This is a genomic window from Methylobacterium sp. A49B (genome assembly GCF_053346215.1).
In genome coordinates this window covers 85,928-100,224 of the sequence record NZ_JBKFBO010000140.1, presented here as the reverse complement: position 1 = coordinate 100,224, position 14,297 = coordinate 85,928, and the positions used below count along the sequence as shown (strand labels likewise).

Annotated in this window: 13 protein-coding genes; 3 read left to right on the top strand and 10 right to left on the bottom strand. The window is 69.4% G+C overall.

Annotated features, from left to right (window positions below; genetic code table 11):
• From ACLBX9_RS29340 to ACLBX9_RS29310, 7 genes are all read right to left on the bottom strand, one after another.
• The coding region (locus ACLBX9_RS29340; RefSeq protein WP_447721378.1) for a TRAP transporter large permease at positions 1 to 1,838 on the bottom strand (1,838 nt) is incomplete at its 3' end.
• A gap of 10 nt (positions 1,839 to 1,848) precedes the next feature.
• Complete coding sequence (locus ACLBX9_RS29335) at positions 1,849 to 2,865, bottom strand: TRAP transporter substrate-binding protein (RefSeq protein WP_447721377.1); 1,017 nt, start codon at positions 2,863 to 2,865, stop codon at positions 1,849 to 1,851.
• 177 nt (positions 2,866 to 3,042) lie between these two features.
• Positions 3,043 to 4,062, bottom strand: coding sequence for a transketolase family protein (locus ACLBX9_RS29330; RefSeq protein WP_010684222.1), 1,020 nt, complete (start codon positions 4,060 to 4,062; stop codon positions 3,043 to 3,045).
• Positions 4,059 to 4,919 carry a transketolase gene (locus tag ACLBX9_RS29325; protein ID WP_447721376.1) on the bottom strand — a complete coding sequence of 287 codons (861 nt, stop codon included), beginning with the start codon at positions 4,917 to 4,919 and terminating at the stop codon, positions 4,059 to 4,061. Before ACLBX9_RS29325 ends, ACLBX9_RS29330 begins: the two co-directional genes overlap by 4 nt.
• A gap of 17 nt (positions 4,920 to 4,936) precedes the next feature.
• Entirely contained in the window at positions 4,937 to 5,686 is a 750-nt protein-coding gene (locus ACLBX9_RS29320; RefSeq protein WP_447721375.1) for an SDR family NAD(P)-dependent oxidoreductase, read from the bottom strand.
• A gap of 268 nt (positions 5,687 to 5,954) precedes the next feature.
• On the bottom strand, positions 5,955 to 6,851 hold the full coding sequence (locus ACLBX9_RS29315) for a LysR substrate-binding domain-containing protein (protein ID WP_447721374.1): 897 nt from the start codon (positions 6,849 to 6,851) through the stop codon (positions 5,955 to 5,957).
• Between the two features lie 1,019 nt (positions 6,852 to 7,870).
• On the bottom strand, positions 7,871 to 8,653 hold the full coding sequence (locus ACLBX9_RS29310; RefSeq protein WP_447721373.1) for an antibiotic biosynthesis monooxygenase: 783 nt from the start codon (positions 8,651 to 8,653) through the stop codon (positions 7,871 to 7,873).
• 1,143 nt (positions 8,654 to 9,796) lie between these two features.
• Here ACLBX9_RS29310 and ACLBX9_RS29305 point away from each other — a divergent pair.
• From ACLBX9_RS29305 to ACLBX9_RS29295, 3 genes are all read left to right on the top strand, one after another.
• A complete protein-coding gene (locus ACLBX9_RS29305) occupies positions 9,797 to 10,279 on the top strand; it encodes a nucleoside deaminase (RefSeq protein ID WP_447721372.1) in 483 nt (160 codons plus the stop codon).
• Positions 10,280 to 10,666: 387 nt separating this feature from the next.
• Positions 10,667 to 11,035, top strand: a complete 369-nt coding sequence (locus ACLBX9_RS29300) for a hypothetical protein (protein WP_447721371.1) — start codon at positions 10,667 to 10,669, stop codon at positions 11,033 to 11,035.
• Between the two features lie 169 nt (positions 11,036 to 11,204).
• Positions 11,205 to 11,429: a hypothetical protein gene (locus tag ACLBX9_RS29295; protein ID WP_010684228.1), complete on the top strand. Its 225-nt coding sequence runs from the start codon at positions 11,205 to 11,207 to the stop codon at positions 11,427 to 11,429.
• Positions 11,430 to 11,453: 24 nt separating this feature from the next.
• Here ACLBX9_RS29295 and egtD read toward each other — a convergent pair whose 3' ends face one another.
• From egtD to gntA, 3 genes are read right to left on the bottom strand one after another with little or no spacing between them, the layout of a single operon-like run.
• Positions 11,454 to 12,377, bottom strand: coding sequence for an L-histidine N(alpha)-methyltransferase (gene egtD / locus ACLBX9_RS29290; RefSeq protein ID WP_447721370.1), 924 nt, complete (start codon positions 12,375 to 12,377; stop codon positions 11,454 to 11,456).
• Positions 12,374 to 13,324: a methyltransferase gene (locus tag ACLBX9_RS29285; RefSeq protein WP_447721369.1), complete on the bottom strand. Its 951-nt coding sequence runs from the start codon at positions 13,322 to 13,324 to the stop codon at positions 12,374 to 12,376. The genes egtD and ACLBX9_RS29285 overlap by 4 nt, the downstream gene beginning before the upstream one ends.
• 10 nt (positions 13,325 to 13,334) lie before the next feature.
• Complete coding sequence (gene gntA / locus ACLBX9_RS29280; RefSeq protein ID WP_447721368.1) at positions 13,335 to 14,090, bottom strand: guanitoxin biosynthesis heme-dependent pre-guanitoxin N-hydroxylase GntA; 756 nt, start codon at positions 14,088 to 14,090, stop codon at positions 13,335 to 13,337.
• Positions 14,091 to 14,297 lie beyond the last annotated feature (207 nt).

The window sequence follows — 14,297 nt, the reverse complement described above, 5'->3', positions numbered from 1 at the left end:
CCGACCAGCAGGGCGAGGATGTAGCCGACGATGGGGCGCATGCCGGCGTCGGGGTGGATGCGGCTGATGGCGCAGGCGGCGTAGTAGCCGACGCCGAAGGGCGGGGCGAACAGGCCGATGCCCATGGCGAGGATCACCACCATGGCGTAGTGGACCTCGTGCACGCCCACCGCCCGGGCGATCGGGAACAGCAGCGGGCCGAACAGCACGATGGCCGGGATGCCCTCCAGCACCGAGCCCAGCACGATGAAGGCGGCGGCCGAGACGAACAGGAAGCCGAGCGCGCCGCCGGGCAGGCCCTTCATGACCTCGGCCAGCGTCTGCGAGAAGCCGGACTGGGTCAGCGCCCAGGCCATGCCGGTGGCCGCGCCGATGATCAGCAGGATCGCCCCCGACAGGGTCGCGGTGGTCACCAGCATCGGGTAGAGCCGCCGCCAGTCGAACTGGCGGTAGATCAGCAGGCCGGCCAGCGCGGCGTAGACGATGCCGATGGTGGAGACCTCGGTGGCGGTGGCGATGCCCTCGACCACGGCGAAGCGGATCACGAAGGGCAGCGCCAGCGCCGGGATCGCCACCAGGAAGGCGTGGCCGATGACCCGCCCCGACGGTCGTGCCACGTGGCGCAGGTCCTCGCGGCGGTAGCGCCACCAGACCAGGGCGCAGAGGGTGAGGGCGAGCACGAGGCCGGGCAGGAGGCCGCCGGTGAACAGGGCGGTGATCGACACGCCGGTGACCGAGCCGATGGTGATCAGCACGATCGAGGGCGGGATCGTCTCGGTCTGGGCGCCGGTGGTGGCGAGCAGGGCCACGAGGTCGCCCTCCTTGGCGCCCCGCGCCTTCATCTCGGGGAACAGCACGGGGGCGACGGCGGCCATGTCGGCGGCCTTGGATCCGGAGATGCCGGAGACGAGGTACATGGCGCCGACCAGCACGTAGTGCAGGCCGCCGCGGACATGGCCGAGCAGGCTGGCCAGGAAGCCCACCATGGCGCGGGCCATGCCGGTCATCTCGATCAGCAGGCCGAGGAACACGAACAGCGGCACGGCCAGCAGGATCAGGTGGCTCATCCCCTCGTCCATCCGCCCGACCACCACCATGGCGGGGGCGTGCGTCGTCGTCATCAGGTAGGCGTAGGTGGCGAGGCCGAAGGCGAAGGCGATCGGCACGCCGGAGAACACCAGGGCGCCGACACCCAGGACGAAGAAGACCATCAGGTTCAGGTTGCCCAGACCGATGAGCGTGGGCGACAGGACGGCGAGCCCGGCGGCGGCGCAGCCCCCGAGGAGGAGGGCCGCCCCGGTCAGGCGCCAGTCGCTCTCCTGCACGAGCCGCACGACGGCCGTCGCGAGCATCAGCGCGAACCCGACCGGCAGGGCGGCGGCACGCCAGGTGTTGGCGAGATCGAGAGCCGGCGTGTGGACCCAGGATTCCTCGATCGCGAACTCGACGGCCGGCTCGAGCAGCAGCCCGACCAGGACGAGGCCCGAGACGATCGCCAGGGTCTCGAGGAAGGCCCGGGCGCGGGGCGAGGCCATGCCGACGAAGGCGGTCATGCGCATGTGCTCGCCGCGCCGGTAGGCGATGACCGTGCCGAGCATGGCGAGCCACAGGAACAGGATCGAAGCCAATTCGTCAGACCAGACCAGAGGCCGGTGCAGAAGGTAGCGGCTGACGACGCCGGCCAGCAGGACCACGATCTCCAGGCCGACCAGGATCGCCGCCGGGATCTCGATCATCCGGCCGAGGGCGCGATCGAAGGCGCGGAGCCGGGACGGACCGGCCGCTGTCTCCAGGGACGCGGACGGAAGGGTCAGGTCAAGTTGAGCATCGAGCTGCATGGCGGGCCCCTCACACGAGCTTTCCGGAGACGCTTTCGAGCTGGGCCCAGGCCTCGTCCCCGAGCTTGGCCTTCCAGTCCCTGTAGAAGTCGGTCTGCCCGAGGGCGTCGCGGAACGCCTCCCGGTCGGGATCGATGAAGCTCAGGCCCTTGGCGGCGAGCGTCGTGCGCAGGTTGGCGTTGAGCGCCACGATGTCGGCCCGCTCGTCGTCGGCCGATCGGTCGAGTTCGCGGGAGACGACGGCGCGCAGCGCCTCGGGCAGGCGCAGCCAGGCGCGCTTGTTGCCGAGGATCCAGTAGCCGTCCCAGATGTGGCCGGTCAGGCTGCAGCTCTTCTGGACCTCGTAGAGCCGCGTCGTCGCGGTGATCGGAAGCGGGTTCTCCTGACCCTCGACCACCTTGGTCTGCAGGGCTGAGTAGAGTTCGTTGAAGTTGATCGGTGTGGCGCCCGCGCTCAGCGCCCGGAACAGCGAGGTCTGCATCGGCGCCTGCGGCACGCGGATCTTGAAGCCGCGGAGATCGTCCGGGCTGCGGATCTCGCGGGTGGAGGCGGTGATGTGGCGGAAGCCGTTGTCCCAGACCTTCGACACGGTCAGGACCGGCGTGTGTCCGATCTGCTCGCGGACGTAGGTGCCGAGCGGCCCGTCCATGGCGGCCCAGACGCTGGGATAGTCCCGGAAGACGAAGCCGAGATTCGGCAGGGTCGCGACCGGCAGAAAGGTCGCCAGCACCGACGAGGCGAGGTTCAGGAATTCGACGGCGCCGCTGCGGACCTGGGCCAGCAGATCCGTGTCGCCTCCGAGCTGGTTGGCGGGGAACAGCCGGATCTCCAGGCGCCCGCTCGTCGCCTCGCGGATGCGCTCGGCGGCCTGCTGCGCGCGGATGTTGACCGGATGGGTCGGGTCCTGGCCGGTGGCGAGCTTGTAGACGAACTCTGCGGCCTCGGCGCGCCGGGTCAGGATGCCGAACAGCGGAAGGGCGGCCGCGCCCGCGATGAGGCCGCGGCGGCTGAGGAAGGCCTCTGGCATGTTTCACTCCCTGGTGGTTCGGGCATGCCGTCCGGTCGCCGCCGTTCCCGGTCAGTCGGGATCGTCACCCGGTCTCGCCGGATGACCTCGCCGGATGGATGGTGCGCCGCCCGTGGCGCTCGTGGGATGGGGCTGGACGACGGGACAGGCCGAAGGCACGTCCCGCTTCAGGGTGGCTCAGAGCCAGCCGCGGATGCTGCGGGCCATGGCCTCGCTGGAGATCCCGTAGCGGTCGTGCAGGGTGGGCAGGGCGCCCGCGTCGAGGAACGCGTCGGGCAGGCCGACCTGGCGGTAGCCCGGCGGCACGGTGCCCGTGCGCAGGAGCAGCCCCGCCACGGCCTCGCCGAGCCCGCCGACCACGGAGTGGTTCTCGGCCACCACGACGAGCCGGCCGCCGCGACCGACCTCGCGCAGGATGGTCTCCTCGTCCAGCGGCTTGATGGTCGGGACGTGCAGGACCGCCACGTCGACGCGGTCGCGCTCCAGGTCCTGCGCGACCTCCAGCGCCCGCATGGTCATCAGCCCCGAGGCAATGATCAGCACGTCGCGCCCGTCGCGGATGGTCTTGGCCTTGCCCCACGTGAAGCTGTAGCCGTACTCGTCCAGCACGAGGGGAACGTTGCCGCGCAGCAGCCGCAGGTAGACCGGCCCGTGATGCGCGACCATGGCGGGCACCACCTGCTCCAGCTCGTGGGCGTCGCAGGGATCGAGGATCGTCAGGTTCGGCATGCCGCGGAAGATCGCGAGATCCTCGGTGGCCTGATGGCTCGGGCCGTAGCCGGTGGTCAGGCCCGGCAGGGCGCAGGCAATCTTGACGTTGAGGTTCTCCTCGGCGATCGCGAGGCAGATGAAGTCGTAGGCCCGCCGCGCCGCGAACACCGCGTAGGTGGTGGCGATGGGGGTGAACCCCTCGCGGGCGAGGCCGGCCGCCGCGCTCATCAGGAGCTGCTCGGCCATGCCCATCTGGTAGAACCGGTCCGGATAGGCCTGCGCGAAGATGTGCAGGTCGGTGTACTTGGCCAGGTCCGCCGACAATCCGACGATGTCGGGGCGCGTCTTCGCCAGTTCGACCAGGGCGTTCCCGAAGGGCGCCGGCTTGGTCCGCTGACCGGGGGCGGCCAGCGAGGCGATCATCGCCGAGGTCTTGGCGCCGCCGCCCGCGCGCGGCGCGGGCTTCTCGTACTTCGAACGTCTCACTGGAGCCTCCCCTCGTCCAGAACCGCCAGGGCCTGACGCCATTCGCTCGGCTCGACCCGCAGGAAGTGATTGCGCTCGCGCTCCTCCAGGAAGGGCACGCCCTTGGCCATCTTCGTGTCGCAGATCACGAGGCGCGGGCAGCGGCCGTCATGGGCGCGGGCGGTGTCGAAGGCCCGCACGAGCGCGTCGATGTCGTTGCCGTCGACGCGCTGGACGAACCAGCCGAACGCCTCGAATTTCGGCGCCAGCGGCTCGAAGTTCAGGACGCCGCGGGACGGCCCGTCGGCCTGCATGCCGTTGACGTCGACGAGGCCGATCAGGTTGTCGAGGCCGAAGCTCGACGCCGACATGGCCGCCTCCCAGGTCGAACCTTCGTCGAGTTCGCCGTCGGAGAACAGGTTGTAGACGAAGCTCTTGGACGCCTTCCGCTTGAGGCCGAGCGCCATGCCGACGGCAATGCCGAGACCGTGGCCGAGCGAGCCGCCGGTGATCTCCATGCCGGGCGTGTAGGCGGCCATGCCGGACATCGGCAGGCGGCTGTCGTCGCCGCCGTAGCTCGTCAGTTCGTCCTCGGGGAGGATGCCGGCCTCGATCAGCGCCGCGTAGAGGGCGATGGCGTAGTGGCCGATCGAGAGCAGGAAGCGGTCGCGGCCCTCCCATTCCGGATCCTCAGGACGGTAGGTCAAGGCGTGGAAGTAGCTCACCGCCAGCACGTCGGAGATGCCGAGCGCCTGGGCGATGTAGCCCTGGCCCTGGACCTCGCCCATCAGAAGGGCGTTGCGGCGGATGCGGTAGGCGCGGTCGGCGAGCGACACGTTCGCGCGCTCGCGGGGTCGCGTATCGACGAGGGTGTCCATGGGTCCGATCTCTCCGCTCAGTGGATCAGCATGCCGCCGTTGACGTCGATGACCGTGCCGGTGAGGTAGGCCGACAGGTCGCTGGCGAGGAACAGGCAGGCATTCGCGACGTCCTCCGCGACGCCGAGACGGCCCAGCGGAATCCCCTTGATGATCTCGGCGCGCAGGTCGTCGGTGAGCTTGCCGCCGGTGATGTCGGTCTGGATCAGGCCGGGCGTCACCGAATTCACCCGGATCCCGTCCGCCCCGCATTCCCGCGCCATCGCCTTGGCGAGGCCGAGCACGCCCGCCTTGGCGGCGCTGTAGTGCGGGCCGCCGAAGATGCCGCCGCCGCGCTGGGCCGAGACCGAGGACATGCAGACGATCGAGCCTGCGCGCTGGGTCCGCATGGCCGGGATCACCGCCTGGCTCATGTAGAGGGTGCCGCGCAGGTTCACGTCGGTGACGGCCTCGTAGTCGGCCGCCGCGATCTCCATCAGCTTCAGGGGCTGGGTGATGCCGGCATTGTTGACGAGGACGTCGATGCGGCCGGTCTGCGCGACCACCTCGTCGGCGGCCGCCTGGCAGGCTTTCCGGTCGGTGACGTCGCAGGCGAGGCCGAGATGCCCGGGGCCGATCTCGCGGGCCGCCGCCTCGGCCTGACCGGCCTCGAGGTCGAGGATGACCACGCGGCCGCCTTGCGCCGCGAACACCCGGGCGGTGGCCTTGCCGATGCCGCGCGCCGAGGCGGCGCCGGTGATCACGCAGACTTTGTCCTTCAGAACCATGGTCGTCTCCCTCGTGCGCCGGAGGCTGAAGCCGTTCCGGCGCTCGGCCTGTTCCGAGACGGGAGATCGAAGCGATCTGCGCGGGCGGCACGACCGGCCCGGCATGAGGCCCGTTCACCTGGCTGCGACCCGCGACGGGTGCGGCCGGCTCCGGATCGTTTCCTCTCATCTCGTTGCGCTGACCGTGCCGCAGACGGGCCGATGCGGCAAACGCGCAGATTTCAGGCCGGCATGAACAGAATTCATCCGGCGGCGCGCAGGCGCGTCGTCAGCGGATCTCGGGCGGCAGCGCGACGCCGAGTTCGTCGGCGAGCCAGCGCGCGAAGACGCGCAACGGCGTCCGCCGACGCGTCACGCTTGGGAACACGAGATGGTGCCCGTTGTAGCGGACATTGGTGGCGTTCTCGGCGAGGGGAGCCACGAGGCGCCCGCTCGCGAGTTCCCGCTCGGCCAGCAACGTCGATTCGAGCGCCACCCCCAGGCCGTCGGCGGCGGCCGTGATGGCCAGGAAGCTGCGGTCGAACCGCAGCCCGGAGGGCGGGGGCGCGCGCAGGTCGTTGCGCTCGAACCAGACCGGCCAGCGCACGCGCTTGTTGTCGCTCTGGATCAGCGGCTGGCGGAGGAGGTCGGTCGGCTCGCGGATGCCGGCAGCCCGCGTCGGATCGCACAGGGGCGTCACCGTCTCCTGGCCGAGCGGCATGACGACGAGCCCTTCGCCGCGCGGCGGCCCGTACACGATGTCGGCGTCGAACTCGTCCGTGATGAAGCGGGCATAGTCCATGCCGGCGGCGAGCCGGACCTCGAAATCGGGATTCCCGGCCATGAAGCGGGCGAGCCGCGGCGTCAGCCATTGCGCGGCGAAGCTCGGGGCGCAGTGCAGGCGCAGCAGCTGCGGCGCGCGGGTCGCCACGAGGTCGAAGCCGCGGTTCATCTCCTCGAAGGCACGGCTGACGTGGTCGAGGAGCGCTTCGCCCGCCGCCGTCAAGGCGATGCCGTGGCTGTCCCGCTCGAACAGCAGCACCCCGAGCGCCTGTTCCAGTTTGCGCACGGCGTGGCTGACGGCACTCGCCGTCAGGTTCAACTCGCCCGCCGCATCCTTGAACGAACGCCGCCGCGCGGCGGCCTCGAACGTGCGGACGGCGGAGAGCGGAACGGGCGGGCGCATTCAACCCACGATGATGCAGGGGCGCGCGTCTTGGCAACTGCCGCTGCCCGCACCGCCGTGTCGAGCCCTGAACCGTGGGCCGTTACGAGATCCGTCCGGACCAGCAGCGCCCGCCCCGCTGCCGTTCGGGAAGATCTCCCGGGGCCTGCAGGAACGACCAGCGCGGCTCCATCCGATGCGAATCGGCCGGTCCGTTCAAGCCCCGCGGCACGTCCCTGCGACGGACTCGTCGATCACGGCGCTGCGTCGGCCAGGGCATCCACGCCCCCTCGTCGCTCTGAGGGGGAAGAGTCGCCGAAGGGGCGTGGAGAGCCAGCGCGAAGCTGGTGCCTGAGGTTAACCTGGGCGCGAAGAGATGAGATCTCACGACTTCGCCAGCATCCACGCCCGCCCGCGATCGCTGGGTGCCGAGCGGGCGGGCGCAGAAGGCCGGTCGCTCCCCCTCGAAGCGTCCCGGCGGGACAGGATAGAGCGCAAGTGTCGAGTTTCGTACAATCACGATCGGAAAGCGATGCGTGATCGCGCGGAGCTGTTGCCCACAGGCACCGTCTTCGCGTCTGGGCGGGATGTCTTGTCAGACGGCATCCACGCCCGCCCAGACCATCTGGAGGAAGCGTCGGGCGGGCGTGGCGCGTCGAGGCCGCCATCGACTGCCTCGGCGCTTGACGCTTAACATAGATCAATCGCCCGGCTGAATGACGACCGCGTGTGCGGGTCGGTCCAAGCGCCATCTGCGTCGCCGACGCGAACGGAATGCAGATCGCGCCCCGATCGCGTGCGGATGCGTCTCAGAGCACCACGGGACGGCAAGCTGAAGATCGCTCCGATCGCGTAGGCCTGCGGCTTCACCGATGTCCTGACGTTCAACCGCGGGTTCCGCCGACGCCTCGGCCTGTCGCGGTGCGATCTGTGGGCCGAGCGAGACTGATCCAAGCCATAGGGCTCGCTCTCAGCACAGGTGGTCGGCCACGCATGACGGCACCGCGGGACGCCCAGCCCGCAGGCGTCGCCTCGCCCGGTCACGGCAGCGTCCAGAAGATCAGGATCATGATCGCGTAGGCCGCGGCCACAAGGAGCGCCCCCTGCAGGTCGATTCGGGCGCGTCGCTCCGGATCCGGGGACAACCACCAGCTGAGTCGCTTCGCGGCCCAGGGCACCATTCGGGAGGTGAGGAGCACGCTGAAGACGTTGCCGACGAACAGCGCGATCGGAAAATCCAGCTTCAGGGTTTGGGCGAGAATCGGCGTGCCGACGAGGAGCCCCCACAGGCACACGGTCGGGTAGAGCGTCAGCACGACGATCATGTTCATCTTCCACGCGGCCGGCGCGGCGCCGGCCGGTGCGACCTCGCGGAACCACTGCTCGAAGCCGCTCTGGACCGTCCGTGTGTGGAACTCCGCGGTGAGCGGCGCCGCCTCCGCGATCAGCGCGCGGCGCTGCGGGGAGGCGAGCCAAGCCTGGAGATTGGCGTCGCTGTCGAACCGCAGGATCGCGACGAAATCCTCCTGCACGCCCGGAACGGCCGGTTCGAACCGGTAGCCCTGCAGGCCGCGCGCCTTCGACTGCGCGGCGGCCATCTTCTGCTCCCATCCCAGATAGGCCGCTTCCATCCCGGGCTTCACGCGGGTGCTGATCACAGCGCTGACCGGCGCGGTCCGGGCCGCGCTGGCCCTGTCGTTGACGATGTGGACGTCGTCGCGGCCCACCAGCATCGGCGCAGTCCCGGCGATGCGGGCCTGCCGCTCGGGAGAGGCGAGCCACGCCTTGGCGTGCTCCAGGGTGGCGAAGCGCTGGAGGATCACCCAATCCACCTGCAGGGGGCGGCCGCGGCGGCATCAGCTGCTGCTCGATGAAGCCCGGGAACGACGCGACGACCGCGTGGGTCCCGGCCTGCCACCGGGCGAAGGCGTCGGCGCTGTCCGGGTGGATGGTCGTCTGGGTCACGATACTGACCGACGTCGTTGTCCCGTTCATGGACGGAGGCGCGTCCGTCGCGCGACTCGTGGTGCCTGCCAAGACGGAGCGGTCGACGGGCCGTCATCGATGTCGTGCCCGCCCATCCCCCCGCTCCGGCGATCGCGATCCCCGCGGACCTGCAGCCTCGGTCCAGCGGGGCGGGTGCCGGGACATCGACGAGCTTCGAAGGGCGCAACATCTCCGTCCGTGCGCAGCGGAGACATCGAGGACTGCAGGTGCATGATCCCTCCGCCGTTCGACCGGCGACGCGGCTGCGTCCGAGTCTGTAAGCCTGGGACGTCGAATGTCGGTCAAGAGATTATCGAGTGGCGCGATTGATGAAAGTGTGAATGCTCATCGCCGCGCCAAGCATATCGCTCCGTGAGGTGATCGCCGGCAGAAGCCGGCAATACCGAACTCTACAATCGAGATGGGTGGGTGTTTCGCCGTAAACCGGTTTGTACGCCGGTGCCATGAGACAAGGCGACAACCAAATCAATGAGTCCCCGGTCCGCGTCACGATCCACGATGCGACCAGCCGCCTCGGCCGCAAGGGCGGATGCCGGCGCTGTCACCCGTGTCGGCGGGGAAGAATCTTTCTTGTTCCTGCGTGTCGAAGACCTCCGGACCGGCCGTGTGCAACCACCGTTTCGGCGGTAATGTCTGATAGGTCCGTCGCGGATTCGACTTTCCGCCGGGTTAAACTCGCTGGTTGGCTCGGAGATATTGCTGTCGGTGGTATTTTTATTTTCCGGTTTCAGTCATGGCGGAGGGGGTGTTGACGAGCGTTCTATGGCCATGCCTATCTCGTCGCGAGGCGTCCCGGTCCAATCTCTTCCTGATGTGGACGTGCAGACATGCAGTCGCTGGTCAAGGTGTTTGAAATCTCATCCGGCTGACGGGATGCGCGTGCAGCGCAAGGTCGACGATCGACTGTGTGCGGCTCTTGAATACATTCGATCGACCGGGCCTGCCGCGTAGAGGGTCACATGGCTGACAAGCACGAAGAATTCATGGCTCGGGCGATCGCCCTGTCCGAGCGGACCTCCCTGGTGGACAGTGCCGGCGGCGTGTTCGGCTGCGTGATCGTTCAGGACGGACAGATCATCGCGGAAGGCGCCAACCGGGTGGTGGCGGAAAACGACCCGACCTGGCACGGGGAGATCGAGGCAATCCGCAAGGCCTGCAAGGCGCAGGGCAGCTTCAAGCTCCGCGATGCGACGCTCTACACCAGCGCGGAGCCGTGCCCCATGTGCATGGCCGCGGCATACTGGGCCGGGATCAAGCGGATTTACTACGCCGCGCAGGTCGAAGATGCGCTGGAATACGGCGGCTTCGATGACAGCATGATCTACGCCGAGCTCAAGAAGGATGTCGGGGAGCGTTCGATCCCGACTCAGCAGATCATGCGCGAAGAGGCTGTCGAGGTCTGGAAGAAGTACGCGCAGAAGGCGGATCGCGTCCCCTACTGAGAGGAGCGCCCGCGACATGGCCGCCGGCCGGAAGCGCGCTGGCGATCCCGCCCGGGCGGGATCCTCGCCTGCGTGGTGCGACCGAAGGAGATTCGATCTCTGGCGGGCACACGCAGCGGCCCGGTGATCGGTCCGGGCAATGCGGAGATCCTGGAGGCGCTCCACGGAACGCTGTGGAACAGATGGATCTCCGAGCGGGCGCCGCGGACGGTCGTCCAGGCCGCGCGAGGATGACGTGATCGCCGCGGTGGCCTTTACCCGTGCCAACGGATGAAGGTTGCGATCCGGGGCGGCGGCCGAATTTGGTGCCAGCCCACTTCGCGGAGGACATCCCGTCGAGGGTGGGGGCGTCTCACCAACCCAAGCCCCGGCGCGCTGCTGGATGCCATGCTGCCGCTGTGGCTGAAGGAGCCGTCGGCCACCTCCCCGTTCCTGTTGACGATCCGCTGCGGACGCTACGATCCGGGCTCGCAGAAGCACATGGCCCGTTCCATGACGTCCAGGATCGACGGCGGCCCCTCGACGGTGTGGCGGGAGGCCGATCTGGCCAACGCCGCGTGGCATCGCGCGATCACCGCGGCGTCGCAGGCCTTCAACAGTGATTACTATATTGGCGGGTCCTACATGGTCGAGCAGCCGGAGATCGTCGCTCGGGCCTTCACGGACGAGACGTGGAAGCGGCTCTGGGTCCTGTGCGAGACATACGATCCGGGCCGCGTGGTCTTCGATGACTTCGACGGTCTCGCCCCGAGTTGAACACGGACGATCCGGCCGCGCGAACGCCTCTGCCGCACGTAGGAAGGCGCATCCCTTCGGAGCGCCGTCGCGGTGCAATGCGCGCAGCGTGACGCCGCCGCGCGGCGGCCCGGATCCCGCGGGGCCGCTCGGACGTTCCCTCGCGTCAACGCGTCTGTGGAGGATCGCCGTGGGGCTTGCCGCCTTCGTTTTCTTCGTCGTTCCCTGGATGGCCGTCGCGATCTGGATGTCGCAGCGGCCCAAGGGCGTCCGGCTGGGCGCCGATGCCACGCCCTGGCGCCCGCTGACAGACTATCCGCCGCCGCAGCGGGATCAGGGGCGCGCGTCGGAGACTCAGAGCCTCGAGGCGGGCACCGCCCACGACGGCAAGCACGCGCCCATCGAAGTCGTGTGACGCCGGGACCCGGACGCGCTCGGGTCAGGCCTCGGCCTCGAGCAGGTGCAGGTTGAAGCTGCCGCCCTCGGCCTGCCAGAGGGCCCGGGGTGTCCAGCCGCTCGCGGACGCCAGCGCCCGGAACGCGTCCGCGGTGTACTTGTGCGACGTGTCGGTCCGGATTCCCTCGGAGGCCGCCACCGTGATGGTCCGGTCGCCCAGCCGGTAGCGGGCGGGCCGGATCGCGACGAGCTGGGCCTCCACGCGCAGGGGATCGGGGCATACGCGAACCGCGTGGCGGAAGTTGTCGCGGTCGAAGTCGGCGCCGAGTTCCCGGTTGAGCCGGGTGAGGATGTTGCCGTGGAAGGCCGCCATCAGCCCATCGGCGCCGCCATAGGCGCGCTGCAGGCGCTCGGGGTCATGTGTACCGTCCGCACCGACGAGGAACAGGCTCGGCCCAAGGGTCGCGCGGGCGCGCTCCAGGAACCGGCCGGCCTCCCGCGGCTCGAAGTTGCCGATGCTGGTGCCCGGGTAGAAGCCCAGGATCCCCCCCGGTCCCGCAGCCACCGGCAACTGCACCGGCCGCGAGTAGTCGGCGCAAACCGGCACCATCGCGATGCCCAGGTAGTCCGGCGCGAGCCGCCGGATCGCGGCCTCCAGATAATCGCCCGAGATGTCGATGGCCACGTAGGTGGACGGGTCGGGCAGCGCGTCGAGGAGCGTGCGGATCTTCCGGCTGGCCCCGCTGCCGAACTCAACCACGGTCACGCCCGGCGCAACCCGGCGGGCCACGTCCGCGGCGGCCCGCGGCAGCAGCGCCATCTCCTGGGCGGTCGGGTAGTAGTCGGCGTTATGGCAGATCCGGTCGAACAAGTCGGAGCCGGTCTCGTCCCAGAGGTACTTGCCCGGCAGCGTCTTCGGCTCGGCCGTCAGGCCCGCGAGGGCGTCCCGGAGGAACTCGTCATTCATGGCTGCGTGACCGTGAGGATGACCAGGGCGAGGCGCTCCACCTCATCGTAGACGGCGGTGGCGAGTTCCTCGCCGTACTCATCGGGATCGAACTCCCGATAGGTCCAGTCCAGCCCGTCGCGGGTGCAGCGCTCGGCCACCGCCTCGCGGAATGGGTCCTCGCCCTCCACGATCGCCGCGCCCGTGAACAGGACGAGGCTGCCGCCGGGGTTGAGGCGCTCGATCGCCTGCTCGGTCACGGCGAGCGACAGGCCGGCGCCGAGCGGTCCGCCGCCGTGCCGATAGGCCCGCGCGGCGGGGTCGATCATGAAGGGCGGATTCGACACGATGAGGTCGAACCTGTCCTCGACGTCGCGCAGCATGTCGCTGCGGAGAACCTTCACGCCTCCGGTTCCAGCGAGCCGGCCGTTGATGCGCGCCGCCCGCATGGCCGCCGGATTGATGTCGACGAGCACGACCTCGGCCCCCGACGCGCGCTTGGCGACGCAGATCCCCGCGGCGCCGGATCCGCAGCCGATATCGACCGCGCGGCGCACCGGCTTCGTCCGGCTCTCGAGATGGGCGATCACCGCGCTCGCGAAGCGCGTCGTGTCGGGTCCGAAGAACACCGCGTCGGCGGCACTCGGCGGGTAGGCGGAATGGGCGAACAACTCGCCGTCGAGGCTTGAGAAGCGGATTGTGGATCGCAGGAGCGGTCCGTCCTCCACGACGGCGCCGGCCGCCCGCATCAGGTGCAAGATCGGCTCGGGCAGCACCTCGGGGCGGAACGGCCGGCTCCAGCCGAACACGTCGCGCAGGCTCCGCGCCTCGGCGTTCCGGAGGCGGGCATTGACGTGGGCGTGGGTCGCGGGCGTCACCGTGGTGAAGGTGTAGCCCGTGTCGCGCAGGGCGCGGGCCAGAGCGAGCACGGCATCCTCGTCCTGCGGAAACGGTTCGGATCGCGTCACTGGCCGGTCCTCAGCTGTCCATCTGGCGCGCCACGAAGGCGCCGAACGAGAGATCCTCGGCCACCTGCTGCGCGTCCCAGGAGGGCGCGGCCTCGCCGCGCCGGAACGGGCAGGCCCACGCCTCGGGGACCGCCCGCCCGCTGAATTGCCGGGCGGCCGAGTGCTCGCCGTGCTGGGCCAGCATCGGATTGACCGAGCCGGTCCAGGCGACGTCCCGCTCGACGATCGCGCTGCGCAGGCGCTCGTAGCGTCCCTCGGCACGCAGGCGCTCGAACTGATCGTGGAGGTTGAACACGAGGGCCGGCGTCTCGAAGCACCGGGCGCGGCGGCTCGCCCGCGGGTGAAGCCCGACCAGGAAGAAGCCCTCGCGGCCGAGGCTCAGCGAGAAGTGCGGATCCTCCGGATCGGAGGCGACGCGCGGATCGTAGGTTTGGCCGAGGCACTGGTCCTGGTCGGACAGTGACTGAACCCGTGCCCAGAGGGCCGTCTCGAAGGCCTCCTCGGACAGTGTGCAGGGACTTTCGAACAGCACCGCGAAGCTCTGGAACAGGGTCGGCTGCGCGCGGTAGCGGCAGATGAAGGCGAGCAGCGCCGGGTAGATGCGGGTGTCGTCGCCCCCGGATGTGATGTCGCGGGCAACGACGATCTTCATCTGGCCGCGCGACAGGGCGGATTTCGCACCCACGCACGGGAACGGCGCGTGCTGGATGAACTCCCGGAAGCGCTGAGCGAGGGGATGGCAATCGTCATTCGTGGGAAGCTGCATAGGGAAAGGGAATCACGCCACCGATATCGGGCACAGTCGCTTGCACCGCCGCCCGCCCGGCTGCGGTGTTGTCCCGAGTGGAATGCCCGGGAAACCGGTCGCCGGATGCATTGTTCCCCCGCTCAGCAGCGACAATCCTGGCATTGACCTATGTTAATCGGGTCATTGGGTGGCATGAACTGGTCGAATACTTGCGGCCGCCTCGAT

Excerpts from the sequence above, each read along its gene's own strand:
- ACLBX9_RS29335 (WP_447721377.1), bottom strand. The coding sequence starts at position 2,865 with ATGCCAGAGGCCTTCCTCAGCCGCCGCGGCCTCATCGCGGGCGCGGCC.
- ACLBX9_RS29325 (WP_447721376.1), bottom strand. The coding sequence starts at position 4,919 with ATGGACACCCTCGTCGATACGCGACCCCGCGAGCGCGCGAACGTGTCG.
- ACLBX9_RS29320 (WP_447721375.1), bottom strand. The coding sequence starts at position 5,686 with ATGGTTCTGAAGGACAAAGTCTGCGTGATCACCGGCGCCGCCTCGGCG.
- ACLBX9_RS29315 (WP_447721374.1), bottom strand. The coding sequence starts at position 6,851 with ATGCGCCCGCCCGTTCCGCTCTCCGCCGTCCGCACGTTCGAGGCCGCC.
- ACLBX9_RS29305 (WP_447721372.1), top strand. The coding sequence starts at position 9,797 with ATGGCTGACAAGCACGAAGAATTCATGGCTCGGGCGATCGCCCTGTCC.
- ACLBX9_RS29300 (WP_447721371.1), top strand. The coding sequence starts at position 10,667 with ATGCTGCCGCTGTGGCTGAAGGAGCCGTCGGCCACCTCCCCGTTCCTG.
- egtD (WP_447721370.1), bottom strand. The coding sequence starts at position 12,377 with ATGAATGACGAGTTCCTCCGGGACGCCCTCGCGGGCCTGACGGCCGAG.
- gntA (WP_447721368.1), bottom strand. The coding sequence starts at position 14,090 with ATGCAGCTTCCCACGAATGACGATTGCCATCCCCTCGCTCAGCGCTTC.